General features: G+C 61.9%; 15 protein-coding genes. 13 read left to right on the top strand and 2 right to left on the bottom strand.

The window, feature by feature from the left end; all coding sequences use genetic code 11:
• The 4 genes from PLU72_06495 to PLU72_06480 are packed head-to-tail and all read left to right on the top strand — an operon-like array spanning position 1 to position 4,783.
• Positions 1 to 1,320, top strand: a complete 1,320-nt coding sequence (locus PLU72_06495) for an ABC transporter substrate-binding protein (GenBank protein HOT27819.1) — start codon at positions 1 to 3, stop codon at positions 1,318 to 1,320.
• Positions 1,292 to 2,341: a bifunctional oligoribonuclease/PAP phosphatase NrnA gene (locus tag PLU72_06490; protein ID HOT27818.1), complete on the top strand. Its 1,050-nt coding sequence runs from the start codon at positions 1,292 to 1,294 to the stop codon at positions 2,339 to 2,341. The genes PLU72_06495 and PLU72_06490 overlap by 29 nt, the downstream gene beginning before the upstream one ends.
• Positions 2,338 to 3,495 carry a tetratricopeptide repeat protein gene (locus PLU72_06485; protein HOT27817.1) on the top strand — a complete coding sequence of 386 codons (1,158 nt, stop codon included), beginning with the start codon at positions 2,338 to 2,340 and terminating at the stop codon, positions 3,493 to 3,495. The genes PLU72_06490 and PLU72_06485 overlap by 4 nt, the downstream gene beginning before the upstream one ends.
• A gap of 16 nt (positions 3,496 to 3,511) precedes the next feature.
• Positions 3,512 to 4,783 carry a hypothetical protein gene (locus PLU72_06480; protein HOT27816.1) on the top strand — a complete coding sequence of 424 codons (1,272 nt, stop codon included), beginning with the start codon at positions 3,512 to 3,514 and terminating at the stop codon, positions 4,781 to 4,783.
• Here the strand turns inward: PLU72_06480 and PLU72_06475 are convergent.
• Positions 4,780 to 5,958, bottom strand: coding sequence for an anhydro-N-acetylmuramic acid kinase (locus PLU72_06475; protein ID HOT27815.1), 1,179 nt, complete (start codon positions 5,956 to 5,958; stop codon positions 4,780 to 4,782). The two genes, PLU72_06480 and PLU72_06475, sit on opposite strands and share 4 nt — an antisense overlap.
• Before the next feature lie 146 nt (positions 5,959 to 6,104).
• Here PLU72_06475 and recA point away from each other — a divergent pair, with 146 nt between their 5' ends.
• The 3 genes from recA to PLU72_06460 all read left to right on the top strand — a co-directional run bounded on the left by recA (position 6,105) and on the right by PLU72_06460 (position 9,721).
• A complete protein-coding gene (recA, locus tag PLU72_06470) occupies positions 6,105 to 7,202 on the top strand; it encodes a recombinase RecA (GenBank protein ID HOT27814.1) in 1,098 nt (365 codons plus the stop codon).
• Between the two features lie 184 nt (positions 7,203 to 7,386).
• Positions 7,387 to 9,063 (top strand): energy-dependent translational throttle protein EttA, encoded by a 1,677-nt coding sequence (ettA, locus tag PLU72_06465; GenBank protein ID HOT27813.1) that lies wholly within the window; start codon positions 7,387 to 7,389, stop codon positions 9,061 to 9,063.
• A 61-nt stretch (positions 9,064 to 9,124) separates the two neighbouring features.
• On the top strand, positions 9,125 to 9,721 hold the full coding sequence (locus tag PLU72_06460) for a YqaA family protein (protein ID HOT27812.1): 597 nt from the start codon (positions 9,125 to 9,127) through the stop codon (positions 9,719 to 9,721).
• Between the two features lie 6 nt (positions 9,722 to 9,727).
• Here PLU72_06460 and PLU72_06455 read toward each other — a convergent pair whose 3' ends face one another.
• Complete coding sequence (locus tag PLU72_06455; protein HOT27811.1) at positions 9,728 to 11,428, bottom strand: ABC transporter substrate-binding protein; 1,701 nt, start codon at positions 11,426 to 11,428, stop codon at positions 9,728 to 9,730.
• A 190-nt stretch (positions 11,429 to 11,618) separates the two neighbouring features.
• Here PLU72_06455 and PLU72_06450 point away from each other — a divergent pair, with 190 nt between their 5' ends.
• The 6 genes from PLU72_06450 (at position 11,619) to PLU72_06425 (ending at position 18,578) form a co-directional block, all read left to right on the top strand.
• A complete protein-coding gene (locus tag PLU72_06450; protein ID HOT27810.1) occupies positions 11,619 to 12,686 on the top strand; it encodes a hypothetical protein in 1,068 nt (355 codons plus the stop codon).
• A 24-nt stretch (positions 12,687 to 12,710) separates the two neighbouring features.
• Complete coding sequence (locus PLU72_06445; GenBank protein HOT27809.1) at positions 12,711 to 13,955, top strand: ABC transporter substrate-binding protein; 1,245 nt, start codon at positions 12,711 to 12,713, stop codon at positions 13,953 to 13,955.
• Between the two features lie 201 nt (positions 13,956 to 14,156).
• Positions 14,157 to 14,645 carry a ribosome maturation factor RimP gene (rimP, locus tag PLU72_06440; GenBank protein HOT27808.1) on the top strand — a complete coding sequence of 163 codons (489 nt, stop codon included), beginning with the start codon at positions 14,157 to 14,159 and terminating at the stop codon, positions 14,643 to 14,645.
• Between the two features lie 14 nt (positions 14,646 to 14,659).
• A complete protein-coding gene (nusA, locus tag PLU72_06435) occupies positions 14,660 to 15,739 on the top strand; it encodes a transcription termination factor NusA (protein HOT27807.1) in 1,080 nt (359 codons plus the stop codon).
• Between the two features lie 25 nt (positions 15,740 to 15,764).
• Entirely contained in the window at positions 15,765 to 18,215 is a 2,451-nt protein-coding gene (infB, locus tag PLU72_06430; protein HOT27806.1) for a translation initiation factor IF-2, read from the top strand.
• Positions 18,216 to 18,284: 69 nt separating this feature from the next.
• Complete coding sequence (locus PLU72_06425; GenBank protein HOT27805.1) at positions 18,285 to 18,578, top strand: DUF503 domain-containing protein; 294 nt, start codon at positions 18,285 to 18,287, stop codon at positions 18,576 to 18,578.
• Positions 18,579 to 18,598 lie beyond the last annotated feature (20 nt).

The following is an 18,598-nucleotide window of genomic DNA, read 5'->3' as shown; positions in this document are numbered from 1 at the left end:
ATGCGCAACTTTCTGATCGGCGTTCTCATCTTCTGGTTCATCGTCGTCGGCCTGATCGTCAAAGACGGCCGGGCGCGCGAAGCCCAGTCGCTTTCGGGCGTCGGCGGCGACGCGAAGGGGCGGGTGGAAGTCGTCTTCTGGCACGCCATGGGCGGCCCCCTCGGCAAGGTGATGGACGACCTGATCGACCGGTTCAACAAGAGCCAGCCGACCTACTACATCAAGGGCATCCCGATGGGCAGCTACGACACGCTCGCGAAGAAACTGCTCGCCTCTCTCGTCGCGAAGAGCGCGCCGGACATCGCCCAGAACTACGAAACCCTGACGAAGAAGTTCATCAAACACAAGAAGATCGTCTGTCTCGACGACCTGCTCGCGTCCGAAGCGGAGGACATCAAGGCCGACATCATCCCCGTGCTCCTCGACAACAACACGTTCGACGGAAAGCTCTGGTCGTTCCCGTTCAACAAGAGCGTGCCGGTGTTATATTACAACAAGGATATTTTCCGCCAGGTCGGTCTCGACCCTGAGAAACCGCCCACGACGCTGACCGAACTCGCCTCCTATGCGCGCCTCATCACCCGCCACTTCACGCCGGAAAACGGCGGCAGGCCGACGATCATGGGCTTCGCGACGGGCAGGGCGAACGTCTGGATGTTCCTGTGCCGCGTCATGCAGTTCGGCGGTCGCCTGATCGACGAGAAGGGCGGCACGTCGCACTTTCACGAGGAACCGGCCGTCAAGGCGGTGGCGTTCATCCAGGAGATGCTGAAGGAAGGGATCGCCGTCGAGGCCCAGGGATTCGACCACCAGAACGATTTCAAGGCCCAGCGGATCGCGATGATCGAGAACAGCATCGTCAGCAAGGTCCACATGGAATCGGGGATCAAGTTCAACTACGGCATCGCGCCCCTTCCCGGCGAGGCATCCCGAGCCGTTATCCTCTCGGGCAGCAACATCAATATCTTCGACAACGGTGACCCCGACAAGATCAAGGGCGCCTGGGAGTTCATCAAGTGGTTCACCTCCACCGACATCGGAGCGGAGTGGAGCGTCAGGACGACCTACGTCCCCGTCCGGAAGTCCTCGCTCCAGGCCCCGATTCTCACGGAGGCGCTGGCAAAGGATCCGAACCTCCGGGCCCCCTACGAGGAACTCGAGTATATCGCCTTCGAGCCGCGGCTGAGCTGCTGGTTCGAGGTTCGCGACCTGATGGCCGACGTTCTCGAGCGGGCGACCCTCGAAATGGGCGACCCCGCGACGTATCTGAAAGAGATGAGCAAGAATATCGATGGCATTCTCCGACACAATCCAGACTGATTTCTCCGAGCAGATTTCCGACGTCGTCTCGACGATCAACGGCGCAAACCGGTTCCTCCTCATATCGCACGTGCGTCCCGACGGGGACGCCATCGGCTCGGTATCCGGACTGGCCAAATCGTTGCGCAAAGCCGGCAAGAGCGTCCAGGTCGCCCTGGCCGACCCGGCCCCCGAGCGGTTCGCCTTCGTTCTCGACGAGGACCACATCGGCAAGCCCGGCGAGATCGAGATCGACCACGAGGTGATCTTCGTGCTCGACGCCGGCGATCTGGCAAGAACGGGCTTCGAGGCCGACCTTGACGACACTGGCGCGGTCCTTGTCAACATCGATCATCATGCGAGCAACACCATATTCGGCGACGTGAACTTCGTCGACACCACCGCCAGCTCGACCTGCGAGATGATCGTGCGGCTGATCCGCCAGGCCGGTCTGCCGCTCGACGCCGACGTCGCGACGGGGCTGTATCTGGGTCTCATCACCGACACGCGTTCCTTCCAGAACGAAGGGCTGAAGTCGTCGGCGCATTCCGTTGCGGCACAACTTCTCGAGACCGGCCTCGACACCGCGCCGATCCTGTCGCGGCTGAACGGTTCGAAGACTCTTCCCGAGCTGAAACTTCTCGGAAAAGGGCTTCAGAATCTGCGTCTCGAGGCCGATGGCCGGCTGGCCTGCATCGTTCTTTCGCGGCGCGACATCGAGGAGTGCGGCGCGGCGTTCAACAACGTGGCCAGCTGCGGTCTCTGGGGCCATCTGACGTCGGTCCAGGGCGTGATCGCCGGCGTCGGCGTCTTTGAAGGATTCGACGGGAAGACGTATTGTGAGTTCAGGTCGCGCGGCGGCTTCGACGTGAAGGAGATCGCCGTCGCCATGGGCGGTGGCGGCCACCTCGCCGCGTCCGGCTGCAGCAGGGAGGCGCCGCTTCAGATCGTCGTTGCGGAGGCCCTGGATCGTCTCAGGGCCAGCCTTTCCGCCTTCGATCTGCGCGCACGTCAGGGCGGCGACACCCCCGCCAAGCCATGAACAGGCGCCCACTCGTTCGATCGCTTTTCCCGGGTCTCGCTCTCGCCGTCGCTCTCGCATCGACGCTCCTTGCGGCCCCGACGACGGAAAACGATGGCCGGAACCGCTCTCTTCGTCTCGAACTCGAAGGGGTCGGCGCCGTCGTGGCCAGGCCTTCGTCGCTCGACGCGGACGCAGACGCTGCCCAACTGCTGATCGAAAAGCAGGGCGGCCATCTGCACGTGCTTTCGACGTTCGAGGGGCTCGAGTTCGCCTCATTGCTGAAGGCCGACCTCGACAACGACGGCTTCCCGGAAGTGATCGCCATCGCCCGTCACCATGCAGGGGATGATCTGATGCCCTTCATCTACGGCGGCTCGCCGGACATTCGCCGCATCTTCCCGCCGGGCGAAGGTGAAGACAATCCCGTCATCGGCCGTGACATCAGCGTGGTCCAGGGAAAGAACGGCCCCGAACTGTGCGTGAAAATCCCCGTCACGATCCATGATTTCGGCCCGCCCGACCTGTTCCAACTCGAAGTTTACCGGCTACAGGGGAACCATTTGGTCAAATGCGGAGAAAGCCTGACCGAGGCTACGCATTTCAACCAGATCATGAACCGCGGCGGTCTTGCCGCCCAGCGCGGGCGGTATCTCGACGCGCTCAAGGATTACGAAGCCGTCCTCGGCATGAGCGGCATGCCGATGCGTCTCCCGCCCGAAGCGAAGGCAGAAGCGCTCGTCGCCGCCGCCGAATGCCGGGCCGGGTTGAAGGACTTCAAGACGGCGCTCGAATTGTACCGCCGCGTGACCGTTGAATGTTCCGCCTCGGACCTTTCTGAAAAAGCCGGCCGCGAGTCAGCCTTCATATCGAGGCATATAGACAGCCCCGCAGCCCTTTCCATCTACATGGACATCGTGAGAGCCATTCAAGCGGATCGGTGGAGCGAGGCTCTTTCCCTGATCGACAAATGCCCCGACGACCTGAAGGCCAGGCTCGGCGACCATCTCCTGTTCCAGCGCGGGGAAGTTCTGATCGGCCTCGGCCGGATCGACGAGGCCATCGAGGTGTTCAAGCGCCTCCGCAGGGAGTTCCGTGAGTCGACCCTCGCCGAGACCGCCCTCGAACGAATCCAAGAACTCGAGGGCGCCCCCGAAACCCCTGACGCCCAGTAAGGCGGAGCCCGACAGAATGGCAAAAAAGCAACGCGAATGGAAGGTGGAGGAGAAGAAAATCTCTCCTGTCACGAAAATCCTCGTCTCGGCGGCAGTCGCGTTCGTCCCGTTCTGCCTGTTCATCCTCATCCCCTACCTCGTGAAAAGTCACATCGTCAAAAAGATGAACCTTTCCGAGGAACTGATCCTCTCCCTGCCGGAGCACGTCTCTCTCGTGGCGACAGGCGACGTTCCGGCAACGATGAAGGTCGTCATTCACGGCTTCACGTTCCATATTCCGAAGACCTACACGCCCGTCCGGGTAATGCCGGATGTCGCGGTGTTCCGCATCAACGCGCGACGCATTTCCCGAACCATCTCGATCGCCGCGAGAAAACGCCAGCCGATGCTTTCCCTGCAGGATTCCGGTGTGATCCAGTGGTTCATGCCCTCGGAGCCGCTCGAATTTCTCGATACGATTCTGAACGCGACGTATCATCCTGTGCGCATGTTGTGCAAGGCGCACTTTTTCGCAAGCGAAGGCATCGGCAGCAAGGTGTTCGAAACCACCTGGGACACGAACCACCGGGCGTATATTTTCCCGACCTCAGGCGGAAGCGGCTACGTCGGCCGCATCTACCGGACGGACGGGGACGGCTACTACGAGTTTTCTGTCGTCGACGAAGTCGAGGCGGTGACGCTCCGCGAGTGGGTCGATCTGGCGATGAAACTCAAGCCACCGGCGGCATACGTTCCCCAGACCGAAAGCCAGGGTAACGGCTGGGCCTCCATCACCCAGACGATCGCCCGCGCGAACGCCGGCGAAAGCGGCCTGAACGAAGCGATCGAGACGAGCCTGAACCGGTATTACGCGACGATGAACCGCGGGTGGCTCATTCCTATAGCTTTAGCTATGGAAAAACGCGGGTATTACAACGAACTGATCCAGTTTTACCGGAGCAACATCGCCTGGGCGCGCCAGCAGCCGAAACAACTCGCCGTCTGGAACGAGATTTTCGAGCGCACGCTGACGCAGGTCCTGAAGATCGAGGTCGACCCGCATCTCGCGTTGAACCAGGTGAACCTCTACTGCAAGAACATCTCAGATTTCGCCATTCGGCGCGTCGTGGTGGAGATCATGCTGTCGGGCAAGGAGGGCGACCGCTCGTTCGAAACGCTCATTCTCGACAACGACACGCTTCTGCCCGGGGTCGAGAAGATGTTCGCCATCGAACCGCCGCCGAACCGCTTCATGCGCAGCACGAAATCGATCACGGCCCGCGTCCTTGACCTGGAGATCTCGGATTAGGCGGGAACGATCGCTCCGAGCGTCATCGGCCCCGTGGCGCCTGTAGCAGCCGGTATATTTCCTGGACGGCCGCGCAGGAATGCCTCTCCGAGAGCCGCAAAGCCCATGGCCTCGCGCGCCGAAACCGGCACGCCGTGAGCGTCAGAACGTTCGAGGAGGCAGCCTTCGGGAAGCAGCAACGCAAGCCTGCGGCACAGCTCCCCGTTCAGGGCGCCGCCACCCGCGATGACGACCCGCCGGGCTTTTCCGCCCGGATTCACGTGGATTCGAACGGCTTCGGCGATCGAGACAACCGTCACGTCGAGCAGGGAGGACATCATATCCGGCCCGGAAACGGTGCCCTGCGTTCCGGCCAGAATCGCATGAAGCCGGTCTTCGCCAAACCTGTCCCGCCCGGTCGATTTGGGGGGCGCGACGTGAAAATACGGGTCCGACAGCAGGTCGGAGACAACGGCCTGGTCGGAGCGGCCGGTTACGGCGATGTGGCCATCCCTGTCGTAGGTTTCGGCTCCGCCGCTCAGCTCACGCGCAAGGGCGTCCATGAGCATGTTGCCGGGGCCGGTGTCGAACGCGGCCGAAACATGCGGCCCGGCCGGCCCGGGACGGATGACCGTGACATTCGCGATGCCGCCGACGTTGAGAACGACGATCGTTTCGTCGACGGCGAGATGCCCGAAGAACCGCAGGTCTCCGAGCGGCACGAGGGGCGCCCCCTGGCCGCCGGCGGCGAGATCGCGACTTCGGAAGTCGTAGACGACGGGCAGACGGGCTCTTTCGGCCAGGAGCTGGGCATTGAGGGCCTGGAGGGTGCCGCGGACGGGAATCCCGTCCCAGTCACGGGGGGCGGGAACGTGCGCCAGGGTCTGGCCGTGAGCGGCGAGCGCATCGATGCGGCTTTCCGGATGCCGGCCGCGGAAAGCATCGACGGCCCGGGCGTAGAGTTCCGCCACCCAGGTCGCCGCCAGCGCGACGTCGTCGGGCGTGCCTTCACGCATCAGCCTCTGGAGACGGTTTCGAACGGCGGGAGGGAACGGTTCGGCCTCATGCCATTCGAGTCTGAAACCGCCGTCCGTCGAGAAGGTCACGAGTGCGCCGTCGATCCCGTCGCCCGACGTGCCGCTCATGAGACCGAGGATTCGCAGATCGGCATCGGAAGGCCACGGAATCGCAATCATGAACTTTTTCTCCAGATTTATTTTCCCCAACCCGGCGGGTCGGCGGATGTATGTGAGGAACACGCGGAACGAGGCCCTGCATCTCTTCCAATCGTCGTTCCAATTATGCTATGCTCAACGGCAAATTTCCACAGGAGGAACGATACATGTCTGACCCGCGAATGATGAATAACCGCTCGATGGAACGCACCGGCGAAAAACAGAAATCTCTCGACACGGCCATTCAGGCCATCGAGAAGCAGTTCGGAAAGGGATCCGTGATGCGCCTCGGCGAGTCGCGCACCGCCGCGATCGAGTCCGTGCCCACCGGCTCGCTGTCGCTTGATTACGCTCTCGGCGTCGGCGGGCTTCCCCGCGGCCGCATCATCGAGATCTTCGGGCCCGAATCCTCGGGCAAGACGACGATCGCGCTCCACGTCGTGGCCGAGGTGCAGAAGATGGGCGGCCAGGCGGCGTTCGTCGACGTCGAACACGCGCTCGACCCGGCCTATTCGCGCCTGCTCGGCGTCGATATCGACAACCTGCTGATCTCCCAGCCCAACAGCGGCGAGGAAGCCCTCGAGATCGCCGAGATGCTCGTCCGCAGCAACGCCGTCGACGTGCTCGTCGTCGACTCGGTCGCGGCCCTCACGACCAAGGCGGAACTCGACGGCGAGATGGGCGATGCGACCGTCGGCATGCAGGCCCGCCTGATGTCTCAGGCGATGCGCAAGCTGACCCCCGTCGTCTCCCGCTCCGGCTGCGTCTGCATCTTCATCAACCAGCTCCGCGAGAAGATCGGCGTCATGTTCGGCAATCCCGAGACGACGCCCGGCGGCCGCGCCCTCAAGTTCTTCTCCTCCGTCCGCCTCGACATCCGGCGCAAGGAACAGCTCAAGGACGGCGACCAGGCGGTCGGCTACACCACCGAGGTCAAGGTCGTCAAGAACAAGGTCGCTCCGCCCTTCCGCAAGGCCCATTTCGACATCATGTTCGGCAAGGGCCTCTCACGCGAGGGCGAGATCATCGACATGGCCGAAGAGATGAAGATCGTCAGCAAGACCGGCGCCTGGTATTCCTTCGGCGACACCCGCATCGGCCAGGGCCGCGAGAACGCGAAGGACTTCCTCGTGAAGAACCCCGACGTGTTCGGCGAGATTGTGATGAAGGTCAAGGAAAAGCTCGGCATGCTCAAGCCCGCCGAGTCCCAGGCCGAAAAGCCCGAGCAGAAAGAGAAGGAAAAGGCCGCCGGCCGCGGCAAGTAAGCAGCGACAGCCCCCGAGGCGCCTCCCGCGCCCCGGGGGCTTTTTCTCTTTTCGCTCTGCGTCATCTGCTTTCTCTGCGCCATCTGCGGATGAGTCGTTGTTGTGCCGGAGGGGCAAATACGGTATCATGCGGCGGCCCGGCATCTGATGCCGGCGAAATTTCCGCAGTTCATCGGAGTCACGCATGGCTGAGCAGTATATTTTCACGATGTATCGCCTCAACAAGTTTTACGGCCAGAGGCAGGTCCTCAAGGACATCAACCTGTGCTTCTTCCCCGGAGCGAAGATCGGCATCGTCGGTCACAACGGCGCCGGCAAATCGACCGTGCTGCGGATCATGGCCGGCCTCGACAAGGAGTTCCAGGGCCACGCGGAAATCACCAAGGGCATGCGGGTCGGTTTCGTCCAGCAGGAGCCCCAGCTGGCGTGGGGAAAGACGGTTCGCGAGAATCTCGAACTGGCCTTCGCCGACACGATGAAGCTGCTGAAGGAATACGAAGACCTCTCGACGAGCATGGGCGAGATGGACCCCGATGCGATGGACAAGGCGATGGAGCGCATGGGCCAGCTCCAGGAGAAGATCGACGCCTGCGGCGGGTGGGAGATCGACACCCGGCTGAACATCGCGGCGAACGCCCTCGTCCTGCCCCCCGACGACATGATCGTCGACAAACTGTCGGGCGGCGAGCGGCGCCGCGTCTCGCTCTGCCGCGTGCTTCTCGAACAACCCGACCTGCTGCTGCTCGACGAGCCCACGAACCATCTCGACGCCGAGACGATCGACTGGCTCGAGAACCATCTCAAGAACTATCCCGGCACCGTCATCATCTCGACGCACGACCGGTATTTTCTCGATAATATAACGAAATGGATACTCGAGCTCGAAGACGGCCACGGCATCCCCTTCGAGGGGAACTACACATCCTGGCTCCAGCAGAAACTCGAGATCCTGGCCCAGCAGGAGAAGAAGGAGTCGGTCCGCCGGCGTTCGCTCGATCGCGAACTGAAGTGGATCAAGATGAGCAGTTCCGACCGTCACGAACTCTCCCGCGAGCGCATCATGCAGTATGAGCAGCTCGTCGTGCGGGAATCTGCCGCGAGCCAGCCGGAATCGAACGTGATCCAGATCGCGCCCGCCGTTCCTCTCGGCGACAAGGTCATCGAGGTTTCCGCCCTCTGCAAGGGCTTCGAGAACCAGCCTCTCATCAAAGATCTTTCGTTCAAACTGCCCAAGGGCGGCATCGTGGGCATCGTCGGGCCGAACGGCACCGGCAAGACCACGCTGTTCCGCATGCTGACCGGCGTCGAGAAGCCGGACTCCGGAACGATCGATATCGGCCCCACCGTGAAGATGGTCTGGGTCGACCAGCATCGCGACTCGCTGAACGGCGAAAACACCGTGTTCGACGAGATCAGCGAAGGCCAGGCCGACATCGCGTTCGGAAAGCTCAAGATCCCTGCCCGCGCCTACTGCGGCAGATTCGGGTTCCGCGGCAGCGACCAGCAGAAATTCGTCAAGGACCTCTCGGGCGGCGAGCGCAACCGCGTTCACCTCGCAAAGATCCTGAAATCAGGCGGCAATGTGATCCTCCTCGACGAACCGACGAACGATCTCGACGTCAACACCCTGCGCCTGCTCGAAGACGCGATCTCGGATTTCAGCGGCTGCATCCTCGTCATCAGTCACGACCGCTTTTTCCTCAACCGCATCTGCACTCACCTGATGGTGTTCGAAGGCGAGTCCCACGTCGAGTGGTTCGAGGGCAACTACGAGGAATACGAGGCAATGCGACTGCGCAAACTCGGCTCCGCCGCACTCGAGAACCGCCGCGCCCGATACCGCCGGTTCAAACCGAACTGACCCGGCACGGTGTTGCCGCACGAACCGCCCGCCTTCCCATGAATCAAGGATACTATTTTACATGAAATACATCCGCCGGCTGTACGACTGGACCCTCGCGCTGGCGGCCCGCCCCGGCGCGATCTGGGCGCTGTTTGCGATCGCCTTCGCCGAGTCCAGCTTTTTCCCTATTCCGCCGGACGTTCTGTTGATCGCGATGACGCTGGCCCAACCGTCGAAGGGCCTCTGGTACGCCACGGTCTGCACGGCCGGCTCGGTCATCGGGGCGATGTTCGGGTATCTCATCGGATACGGTTTCTGGGCGGCCGTCGGCGGGTATTTCTTCAAATACGTGCCGGGCTTCACGCCGGAAATATTCGAACAGGTATGCAGATCTTACGAGCAGTATTCGGTGCTCATCGTTTTCACCGCCGCGTTCACGCCCATTCCGTACAAGGTCATCACGATCACCGCTGGCGTCTCGCACATCTCGCTGCTCCCCTTCATCGTCGCCTCGGCGTTCGGGCGCGGCGCGAGATTCTTCCTCGTCTCAGGCCTGCTAATGAAGTTCGGTCCGCCGGTGAAGGAGTTCATCGAGAAGTATTTCAACCTGCTGACCGTGCTGGTCGTGGCGATCTACGTCCTGGCCTTCTACCTGCTGCCCGTGCTGTTCAAGTAACCGCAATCACTTTCCGGGAAGCCGCGCGGTCGGGCTGGACAGCCATAACTGGCGGTATGCGATATACGGCGTCCCCATGGGCGTGACCTTCATGCCATGCACGTATGGTTGCCAGATGCCGTGCGTCGTGTAATGGAACACGAACACGAGCGGCGCATCATCGACGATGAGCTGTTCCGCATCACGGTACAGGGCGACCCGTTCCTTCGCGTCGATCTCGAACCGCGCCCGGTCGAGCAGTTCGTCGACGCGGGGGTTCGCATATCGGCTGTAGTTGCCGGCCGGACCGATGTTTCCCGAATGGAACAGGCTGTACAGGAAGTTGTCCGGATCGGGATAATCGACGGTGAATCCCATGCGGAAAAAAGGCGTCCGGCCGTTCTGGACATCCGCCAGCAGTTCCGGAAAATCGACGACCTTCATTCGGCACGAGATGCCGATATCGCGCAGGTTCGCGAGCACGAACTCGGCCGTGCGGATATGGATCTCGTCGCGGTTCACTTCGAGCGTGATCTCGGGGAATCCCTTCCCTCCGGGGTAGCCAGCCTCGGCGAGAAGCGTCCTGGCCTTGGCGAGATCGTAGGAGTAACCGCGCAGCTTCGGGTTGTAGCCCATGATTCCCGGCGGGAGAGCCCCCCGGGCGATGCGGGCCCGGTCGTTGATCACGAGCTTCACGATGGCCTCCCGATCGATCGCGTAGTTCATCGCCTGCCGGACCTTCACATTGTCGAAGGGGGGGGTCTTCACATCGAAGCCGAGATAGTAGATGCCCCACCGGCTGACCTCCTGGAACTGCCTTGCCCAGAGGGGATCCTGGAGGACGTTCTTGTATTCCGGATCGGGGACGTCGTTGTGCATCAGTTCTCCGCTCTTGAACCGGCGGAACCGTTCTATTTCATCAGCTATAACCGGGAACTCGATCCGGTCGAGATACGGCCGTCCCCGGTAATACCCGGGATTCGCCTTGAGAACGAGGGTATCGCTCGCCCTTCCGCCCCAGGAGAACGGGCCGGCGCCGACTGGGTTCCAGCCGAAATTCTCGCCGAGCGCCTCGGCATCTTCGCGAGGCACGATGAACGCGAAGTTCAGGGCCAGCAGCGAAAGAAACGGGGTGAACGGTTTGTCGAGGGTAAGTTCGATCGTATCGGATGAGACAACCCTGATTCCCTCGATCGATGCGGCCTGGCTGGCGTTATACGCCGCAGCGCCCCTGATCACCAGATAGTTTTTGCCTTTCCGGTTGGGGTGACCAGGAGCGAGAAGGCGATGAAGCGTGTATGAGACGTCTTCCGCCGTCACGGACCGCCCGCCGTTCAGGGTCTGGACGTCGTCGGGCCCGGTCTTCGCCTGGAACCTGGCATCGGCCCGAAGGGTGAGCCGGTAGGTGAGTCGGTCCGCGCTGATGGTCCAGGACGCGGCCAGAGCGGGCACGGGGCGGCCGTCCTCGTCGAACTCGAGCAGGCCGTCGAACACCTGGCGGGCGACTTCGTGGGAATACGAATCGTTCACTTCGGCCGGGTCGAGCTTCATGATGGGCGATGAAAATGCGCGCCGGTAGGTCCCACCTGTCCGGGGCTTCTCTTCCACGATGGCTGCGGACGGCCCCGATGGAGCGTCTCCGCATCCGGTCAGACCCAGGACAATGCCGAAGATACCCGCGACAATCTCGCCAAGCAGACGGCGCCGGCCGTTATTTTCAGGTGACACGCAAATCCTCCATGCACGCGCCTCCGGGCGCAAGCCCCTGCCGGGCGCTCTTCCGACGAGGAATGATCGTCCACATCCGTGGATCGTTGCCGATCATACCACGTTTTGCTCGAAACTGGACAAAGAATCGGAATATCACGTAAAGTATGGAGAAGCCGCGTCTCCACCTGATCACACGGAGCCATCGCTCATGATTCATCCCTTCAGCAAATCGTTTGTTCCCGTCGTTCTTGCCCTGTTGGTCCTCGTCTCCGCAAGCGCATCAGCCGCAGTGAAGCGAGACACCATTCCTCACAGGGTCGTCTACGCCGTCAAAGCCGCCTCGCCAACGGACGTCTGGATCGGCACCGAAGAGGGCGCCGCACATTTCGACGGGAGCACCTGGACCGTGTACACGACGGCCGACGGTCTCCCGCACAACGTCGTGACGTCGATCGCACGGCACCCGACCGACGGTTCGATCTGGTTCGGCACGTTCGGCGGCGTAGCCCGCCTTTCGAACGGAAGATTCGACAGGTTCACCGCCGACAATTCCGGGTTGGTGAATAACGTCGTCTATGGTTTGTCCGTCACCCTGCCGTATGTCTGGATTGCAACGACCAACGGCATCTCGAGATTCAACCCGGCCGATGGAAGCTGGAAAACCTTCGACGACAAAAACACGCCGATGCACGAGGTCTGGATTTACGGCGTCTCGTCGGAGCCGACCGGCCGCGGAGACACCTGGTTCGCCATCTGGGGAAGCGGGATGATGCTGATCAAGGAGGACGGAACGATCCATTCGTATTCCGACCCTGACGAAATTTTCGACGTGGATGTCGTTCGAAACGACGGCCCCCTGCACGAGATCCAGGTCGCGATTTCGGCCGTCGGCAACGTGGTCTATTCCGGCGCCTATTTCGGCCTGACCCGGTATGACGGCAAAAACTGGAACACATGGACGGTCAAGGATCCCGACTCGGGCCTGCCGAGCGATTTCATCAACACCGTCACGATGTCCCCTGACGGCCGGCTTTGCGCGATCGGGACCGATAAAGGACTTTGCATCCATGATTTCGCCCGGGGGAAATGGGTCACCTTCCGCCGGAATACGCGAGGTTCGGGCGGCGAGCTCGTCACCTTCGAGAACGGCGTCTGGAGAACGGAAACGACGCCCGATGCTCCTGCCGGGGATTTCGTGTGGTCCGTCGATTTCGTCGGGAATACGTTGTGGGTCGGCACGGCATCGGGGCTTTACACGATGACGCTGTCCATGTGACCGGCTGAAAGCGAAAGGTATTATATGTTATACAATATTATTCCTCGCCGCATCGTCTTTTCTCTGGCCTGCGGGTTGTCCGCCGCCGGCTGCCTCGCCATCGCCGGGCCCGCTTCCGCCCAGCAGGTGAAAGCCTACCACCAGTGGACGGCGCCATTCGAGTATAACGGTCCCGCCCGTTCCTTCAACGAGCAAGAGCAGAACCCGAAGACGTTGCGGATCGGCATCCTCGCTTCACTCTCGGGCGGCGGTGCGGAATACGGAATTGCGATGAAGGAAGGGGCCGACATGGCCCGCGACGAGATCAACGCCCGGGGCGGCATCAAGGGGACGCCGCTCGAACTGATCTACCGGGACGACCGGAACGACATGGGGGAAAACGGCCACCAGACCGTGAAGCTGCTGTTCGACGACAAGGTGCTCGCCATCATCGGATCGGTACATTCCGGTTGCACCCATGTCGCGGCTCGCATCACCCTGAAGGCGGAGACCGCCCAGTTGACGACCGTCAGCACCGATCCGACGGTGCAGATGATCGGCAGCCCCTGGATGTTCCGCTGTCTGGCCGACGACCGGGCCCAGGGCGCGGCCATCGCCGACCTGGTCTTCGGGAAAAGCGGACACAAACGCGTGGGTCTTTTCCAGCAGAAGAACCGGTATGGCAAGATGGGCGGCAAGACGATCGCGCACATCGCCGAGACCCGCGGTTCGCCGCTGATCTTCAAGCAGTTTTTCGAGCCCGGCCAGTCTGATTTTTCGAACCTCATGGAGATGACGGCCATTGAAAAGCCCGAGGCCGTGATTATCTGGGGGTTGTATTCCGAAGGGGCGGCGCTCGTCAAAGCCCTCCGCGCATCGGGATACCGGGGAGCCATCTACGGCGCAGACGGGATGGTTTCGCAGAAATTCATCGACCTCGCCGGCGAGGCGGCGGAGGGGACGATCGTCACCTATCCCTTCGACGACACCCGGACGGACCCGGTCACGCAGAAATTCATCGCCGATTTTCAGAAGATCTACGGGAAGCGCCCTGACTCATTCGCCGCGCACGCCTACGATGCCGTGTACATGATGGCGCGCGCAATCGAACGGGGCGGCACGAGCAAGGTCGGCATCCGCGACGCCCTGGCGGCCACGCGCGATTTCCCGGGCGTCACCGGACCGATCAGTTTCAACGAGTACAACGACGACGGCAGGCCCGTCATCTTCGCGAAAGTGACCGGGGGCAGATTCGTTCCGCTTTCCTCCGCTGGCCAGACCGGCAGATAATGTCCGGCGGCCGCCCCGGCCTATCTTTTTTTGCGGCATCGGCCTGAACACGTGCGGCGCCTGCCCGGGGAAACGGCGCCTTGATTTACTCGGGTGATCATGCTAGACTGACGGCCCAACAGGCAATTCGCGCGATCGTCAGGCGCTGGAAGCGCAGATCCATGCGAATTGCCGTTGAATGTTTGTCCGGGAGAGCCTTGCATGAGTCAAGACACGGGAATGGTCCTCGCGAACGTCCGCTCGTTCATCGAGCAGAGGTTTGCCGGCCGTTACGACCTGTATGACCTGTCGCTCAAGCACGTCAACCGGCAACTGACGCTCGAGGTCAGGATCGACTGCGAGGCCGGGGTGAAGGTCGAGGACTGCGAAATCGTTTCCCGGGCGCTCGAGGAGTATCTGGAAGAGGCTGACCTGATCCACCATCAGTATACGCTCGAAGTCAGTTCGCCAGGCGTCGAGCGTCTGTTGAAACGGCCTGTCGATTACACGCGGCAACTCGGCCGGCTCGTGCGATGGCACCTCCGCCCCGAGGGCGACGCGCCGAAGGAAGTGTTCGACGGACGTCTCCAGGCCTTCGCGGACGACAAGGCCGTCGTTCTTACCGAAACCGGAACTCGGGAAGTTCCTCTCAGTCGCGTGCGCGAAGCCCGCGTCGTGTTCGAATTCCCAGCCAAGACCAAACGAGGATGACAAGGGAGGCCTCCGTGAACAAGAACAACCTGTACGATGCCCTGAAAGAAGTCGTCGCCGAGAAGAACCTCCCGATGTCGGTTCTGATCCAGGCCATTGAAGAGGCTCTGGTCATCGCCTATCGCAAGAATTTCGACTCCGAGGAGGACGTGCGGGTCACGCTTGAGGAGAGCACCGGCGCCTTCCGCGTCATCGCCCGCCGCACCGTCGTCGCAACCGAGGACGACATGGACGACCCCGACAAGCAGTTCACGATAGAAGAGGCGCAGGAACTGAAGGAAGACGCCGCCGTCGGCGACGTCGTCGAGGAGGACGTCACGCCGCCCTCGTTCGGCCGCATCGCCGCGCAGACGGCCCGCCAGGTCGTCAGCCAGAAGCTCAAGGAAGCCGAACGCAGCATCATCTACAAGGAGTTCCAGGACCGCGTCGGGCAGGTCCTTTCCGGCAAGGTGCAGCGCGTCGACCGCGGCCACGTGTACGTCGAGTTCGCCCGCGCCGAAGCGGTCATGCCCCCTCAGCAACAGATTCCCGGCGAGGTGTTCCGCGCAAACGACCGTATCAAGTGCTATGTGACCGAGGTGCGGTTCACCGTGAAGGGGCCGCAGATCATCCTGTCGAGGAGCAGCTCGAAGTTCGTCGAGAAGCTGTTCGAGCAAGCGGTTCCCGAGATCAGCGACGGCATCGTCCAGATCAAGAGCAGCTCGCGGGAAGCGGGTCTGCGGGTCAAAATCGCCGTGCACAGCAGCGATCCGCGCGTCGACCCCGTCGGCGCCTGCGTCGGTCTCAAGGGAAGCCGGATCAAGGGCATCGTCGACGAGCTGAACGGGGAAAAGATCGATATCGTCAGATATAGTGAAAACCCCGTCGAGTTCGTCACGAATGCGCTCAGCCCCGCGAAGGTGATGTCGGTGACGATCGGAGACGGAGGCCGCTCGGCCCTCGCCCTGGTCGACCCGACGCAGCTCTCCCTTGCCATCGGCAAGGAGGGGCAGAACGTGAAACTGGCTTCCAAACTCACCGGAATCAAAATCGATATCAAGACCGAGGCTCCAGCCGCTCCGGAAACCGGCGACGAGTCGCCGAGCGCCGGTTGAGCGCACGGGGAGGGAAAGGACATACATGCGATTACACGAACTCAGCAAGCAATACAATCTTTCAAACAAGGATCTGGCCACTCTCCTCGGTAAACTGGGCTTCCAGGTGAAGGAGCATCCGTTCACATCCGTTTCCGACGAGATGATGGACGCGCTGAAGAAGCATTTCGAAAAGGGCAAAGCTCCGGTCTCCCAGCCACAGGCGCCGGCCAAGGCCCCGGCCCAGCAGGCAGGCAAAGCCCCCGCTGCCCAGCAGCCAGCGGCGCAGCCGGCAAAACCGGCCCAGCCGCCCGTTCAGCAGGCCCGCCCCGCCCAGCCCCAGACACAGCAGCAGCGGCCGACCCAGCCCCCCGCCCCCATTCAGAAGGCTCCCGAGCCCCAGCGCCCGCAGGCCCCGGCTCCGCAGCCGCCTTCGGTCCAACGCCCCACTCCGGCCCAAGCGGTCGCCCTGCTTCGCGAGGACAAGAAGAAGCTCGGCCCCAAGCCGCCGCGCATCGACGAGGTTGAAGAGGTCGAGGTCAATCAGCAGATCACGATCATCAAGACCACGCCGGTCAAAAAAGAAGCCCCGCCCCAGAAGCTGAAGAAAAAGAAGGACAAGATCAAGAAGCTGATGAAGGGGCCGCACGTCCCGAAAAAGCTTCTTGCCGAAATGCGCGATGTCGAAAAGCTGGCCGAACTCGAAACAGAGACCCAGCTCCAGATGGGCGCGGAGATATCGGAATCGGAGCAGATTCCGCGCGTCGTCGTTCCGCAGGACGTCACCGTCAGTGACCTGGCGAAATACCTGCATATCGAGGGCGTCGACATCATCAAGAAACTCATGTCGATCGGAGTGTTCGCAAGTTTGAATCAGCGTCTCGAACCTGACCAGGTGCAGATCATCGGCCGCGAGTTCGGCAAGGATATTTCGTTCAGCGAGGACGTCATCGAGTTCGAGGAAGAGCCCGACGAGGCTTCCGAGCTTCACCTGCGGCCACCGGTCGTCACGATCATGGGCCACGTCGACCACGGCAAGACGTCTCTGCTCGACAAGATCCGCCACGCGCGGGTCGCCGAGGGAGAAGTCGGCGGCATCACGCAGCATATCGGCGCCTACCAGGTGAAAACCCCGAACGGCACGATCTGCTTCCTCGACACCCCCGGCCACGAGGCGTTCACCGCCATGCGCGCCCAGGGCGCACAGGTCACCGACATCGCGATTCTGGTCGTCGCCGCCGACGACGGCGTCCAGCCCCAGACGATCGAAGCGATCCATCACGCCCAGGCCGCGAACGTGCCGATCATCGTGGCGATCAACAAGATCGACAAGCCCGAGGCGAACCCGGAAAAAGTGAAGCAGATGCTCATGCCGTACAACCTCGTCGCGGAAGACTGGGGCGGCAAGACGATCATGGTTCCCGTTTCCGCCAAGCGCGGCGACGGCATCAACGAGCTTCTCGAAATGATCCTCCTCCAGGCCGAAATGATGGAACTCAAGGCGAATCCCAACCGGCAGGGCAAGGGCACGATCATCGAGGCCAAGCTCGACAAGGGCATGGGCCCGATCGCGACCGTCCTCGTCCAGAACGGCACCGTCCAGATGGGCGACAACATCATCTGCGGAACCAGCTTCGGCCGCGTGAAGGCCCTCATCAACGATTCCGGCCAGCGCGTGAAGGACGCCACCCCCTCGACCCCGGTTGCCCTGATTGGTCTCAACGATGTGCCGAAGGTCGGCGACACCCTGATGGTCGTCGAGAACGCCAAATTCGCCCGCTACGTCGGCGTGCTGCGGCAAAAGCGAGAGCGCGAGGATCGGCTCACCCGCGAGAACCGCCTCAAACTGATCGACATCTTCAAGCACGTTACGGACGGCAAGGTGAAAGACCTGAACATCATCATCAAGGCCGACGTACAGGGTTCCGCCGGCGCCCTCAAGGATTCGCTCGAGCGTCTCACGACGGCCGAGGTGAAGGTGAACGCCATCCACACCGGCGTCGGTGCCATCACCGAGTCCGACATCATGCTCGCGGCGGCCAGTAACGCCATCATCATCGGCTTCCACGTCAGGCCCGCCCACGGGGTCGACGAGATCGCCCAGCGCGAAGGCGTCGACATCAAGGTGTTCCGCATCATCTACGACGCGATCGATGCCGTGAAGATGGCCCTGAAGGGCATGTATGAGCCCGAATATCAGGAGGAAATCGTCGGCCGCGCCGAGGTGCGCAAGGTGTTCAAGATCACCGGCGCCGGGACGATCGCCGGCTCGTACGTTCTCGACGGAAAAGTCGCCCGCGACGCCCAGGTCCGCATCATCCGCGACGGCGTTGAGATCTACGAGGGCAAGCTGTGCTCGCTCAAGCGCTTCAAGGACGACATCCGCGAGGTCATGCAGGGCTATGAGTGCGGCATCGGCATCGCGAACTACAACGACCTGAAGGAAAAGGACGTCTTCGAGTTCTTCAGACTCAAAGAAATACAGCGGTCGATATAATGTAGCCGCCGCGAACTCCGCCGGGGTTCGCGGCGTTTTCAGCGGGAAACGGAACGGAGCGCGAGAGACATGGCGATGATCGTGGCGGTCGGCACGTTCGAACTGCATTTTCCGGAGGTTCACAGCCTCAAGGAAAAGCGGCAGGTGCTGCGATGCGTCATCGATCGCGTCCGCGCGAAGTTCAACGCCTCGATCTCGGAAGTCGATCATAACGACCTCTGGCAGCGCGGCACGGTCGGCGTCGCCCTCGTCTCGAACGACCGGACGCTCCTGACGCAGATGAGCCAGAAAATCGACGACATCATCGCGGACCACGACCAGATCCAGGTCGTCTTGTATGTTCAGTTGGGGGTGTTAACGTAGATGTTGAATTTGGGTGAACG

The organism is Candidatus Ozemobacteraceae bacterium (assembly GCA_035373905.1).
Classification (GTDB): domain Bacteria; phylum Muiribacteriota; class Ozemobacteria; order Ozemobacterales; family Ozemobacteraceae; genus MWAR01.
Note: the sequence above shows the minus strand (reverse complement) of the source record. Positions and strands in the feature narration are given on the sequence as shown.

Bases quoted from the DNA above. Each gene is read 5' to 3' on its own strand.
- PLU72_06495 (HOT27819.1), top strand. From the start codon at position 1: ATGCGCAACTTTCTGATCGGCGTTCTCATCTTCTGGTTCATCGTCGTC.
- PLU72_06490 (HOT27818.1), top strand. From the start codon at position 1,292: ATGGCATTCTCCGACACAATCCAGACTGATTTCTCCGAGCAGATTTCC.
- PLU72_06485 (HOT27817.1), top strand. From the start codon at position 2,338: ATGAACAGGCGCCCACTCGTTCGATCGCTTTTCCCGGGTCTCGCTCTC.
- PLU72_06480 (HOT27816.1), top strand. From the start codon at position 3,512: ATGGCAAAAAAGCAACGCGAATGGAAGGTGGAGGAGAAGAAAATCTCT.
- PLU72_06475 (HOT27815.1), bottom strand. From the start codon at position 5,958: ATGATTGCGATTCCGTGGCCTTCCGATGCCGATCTGCGAATCCTCGGT.
- recA (HOT27814.1), top strand. From the start codon at position 6,105: ATGTCTGACCCGCGAATGATGAATAACCGCTCGATGGAACGCACCGGC.
- ettA (HOT27813.1), top strand. From the start codon at position 7,387: ATGGCTGAGCAGTATATTTTCACGATGTATCGCCTCAACAAGTTTTAC.
- PLU72_06460 (HOT27812.1), top strand. From the start codon at position 9,125: ATGAAATACATCCGCCGGCTGTACGACTGGACCCTCGCGCTGGCGGCC.
- PLU72_06450 (HOT27810.1), top strand. From the start codon at position 11,619: ATGATTCATCCCTTCAGCAAATCGTTTGTTCCCGTCGTTCTTGCCCTG.
- PLU72_06445 (HOT27809.1), top strand. From the start codon at position 12,711: ATGTTATACAATATTATTCCTCGCCGCATCGTCTTTTCTCTGGCCTGC.
- rimP (HOT27808.1), top strand. From the start codon at position 14,157: ATGAGTCAAGACACGGGAATGGTCCTCGCGAACGTCCGCTCGTTCATC.
- infB (HOT27806.1), top strand. From the start codon at position 15,765: ATGCGATTACACGAACTCAGCAAGCAATACAATCTTTCAAACAAGGAT.
- PLU72_06425 (HOT27805.1), top strand. From the start codon at position 18,285: ATGGCGATGATCGTGGCGGTCGGCACGTTCGAACTGCATTTTCCGGAG.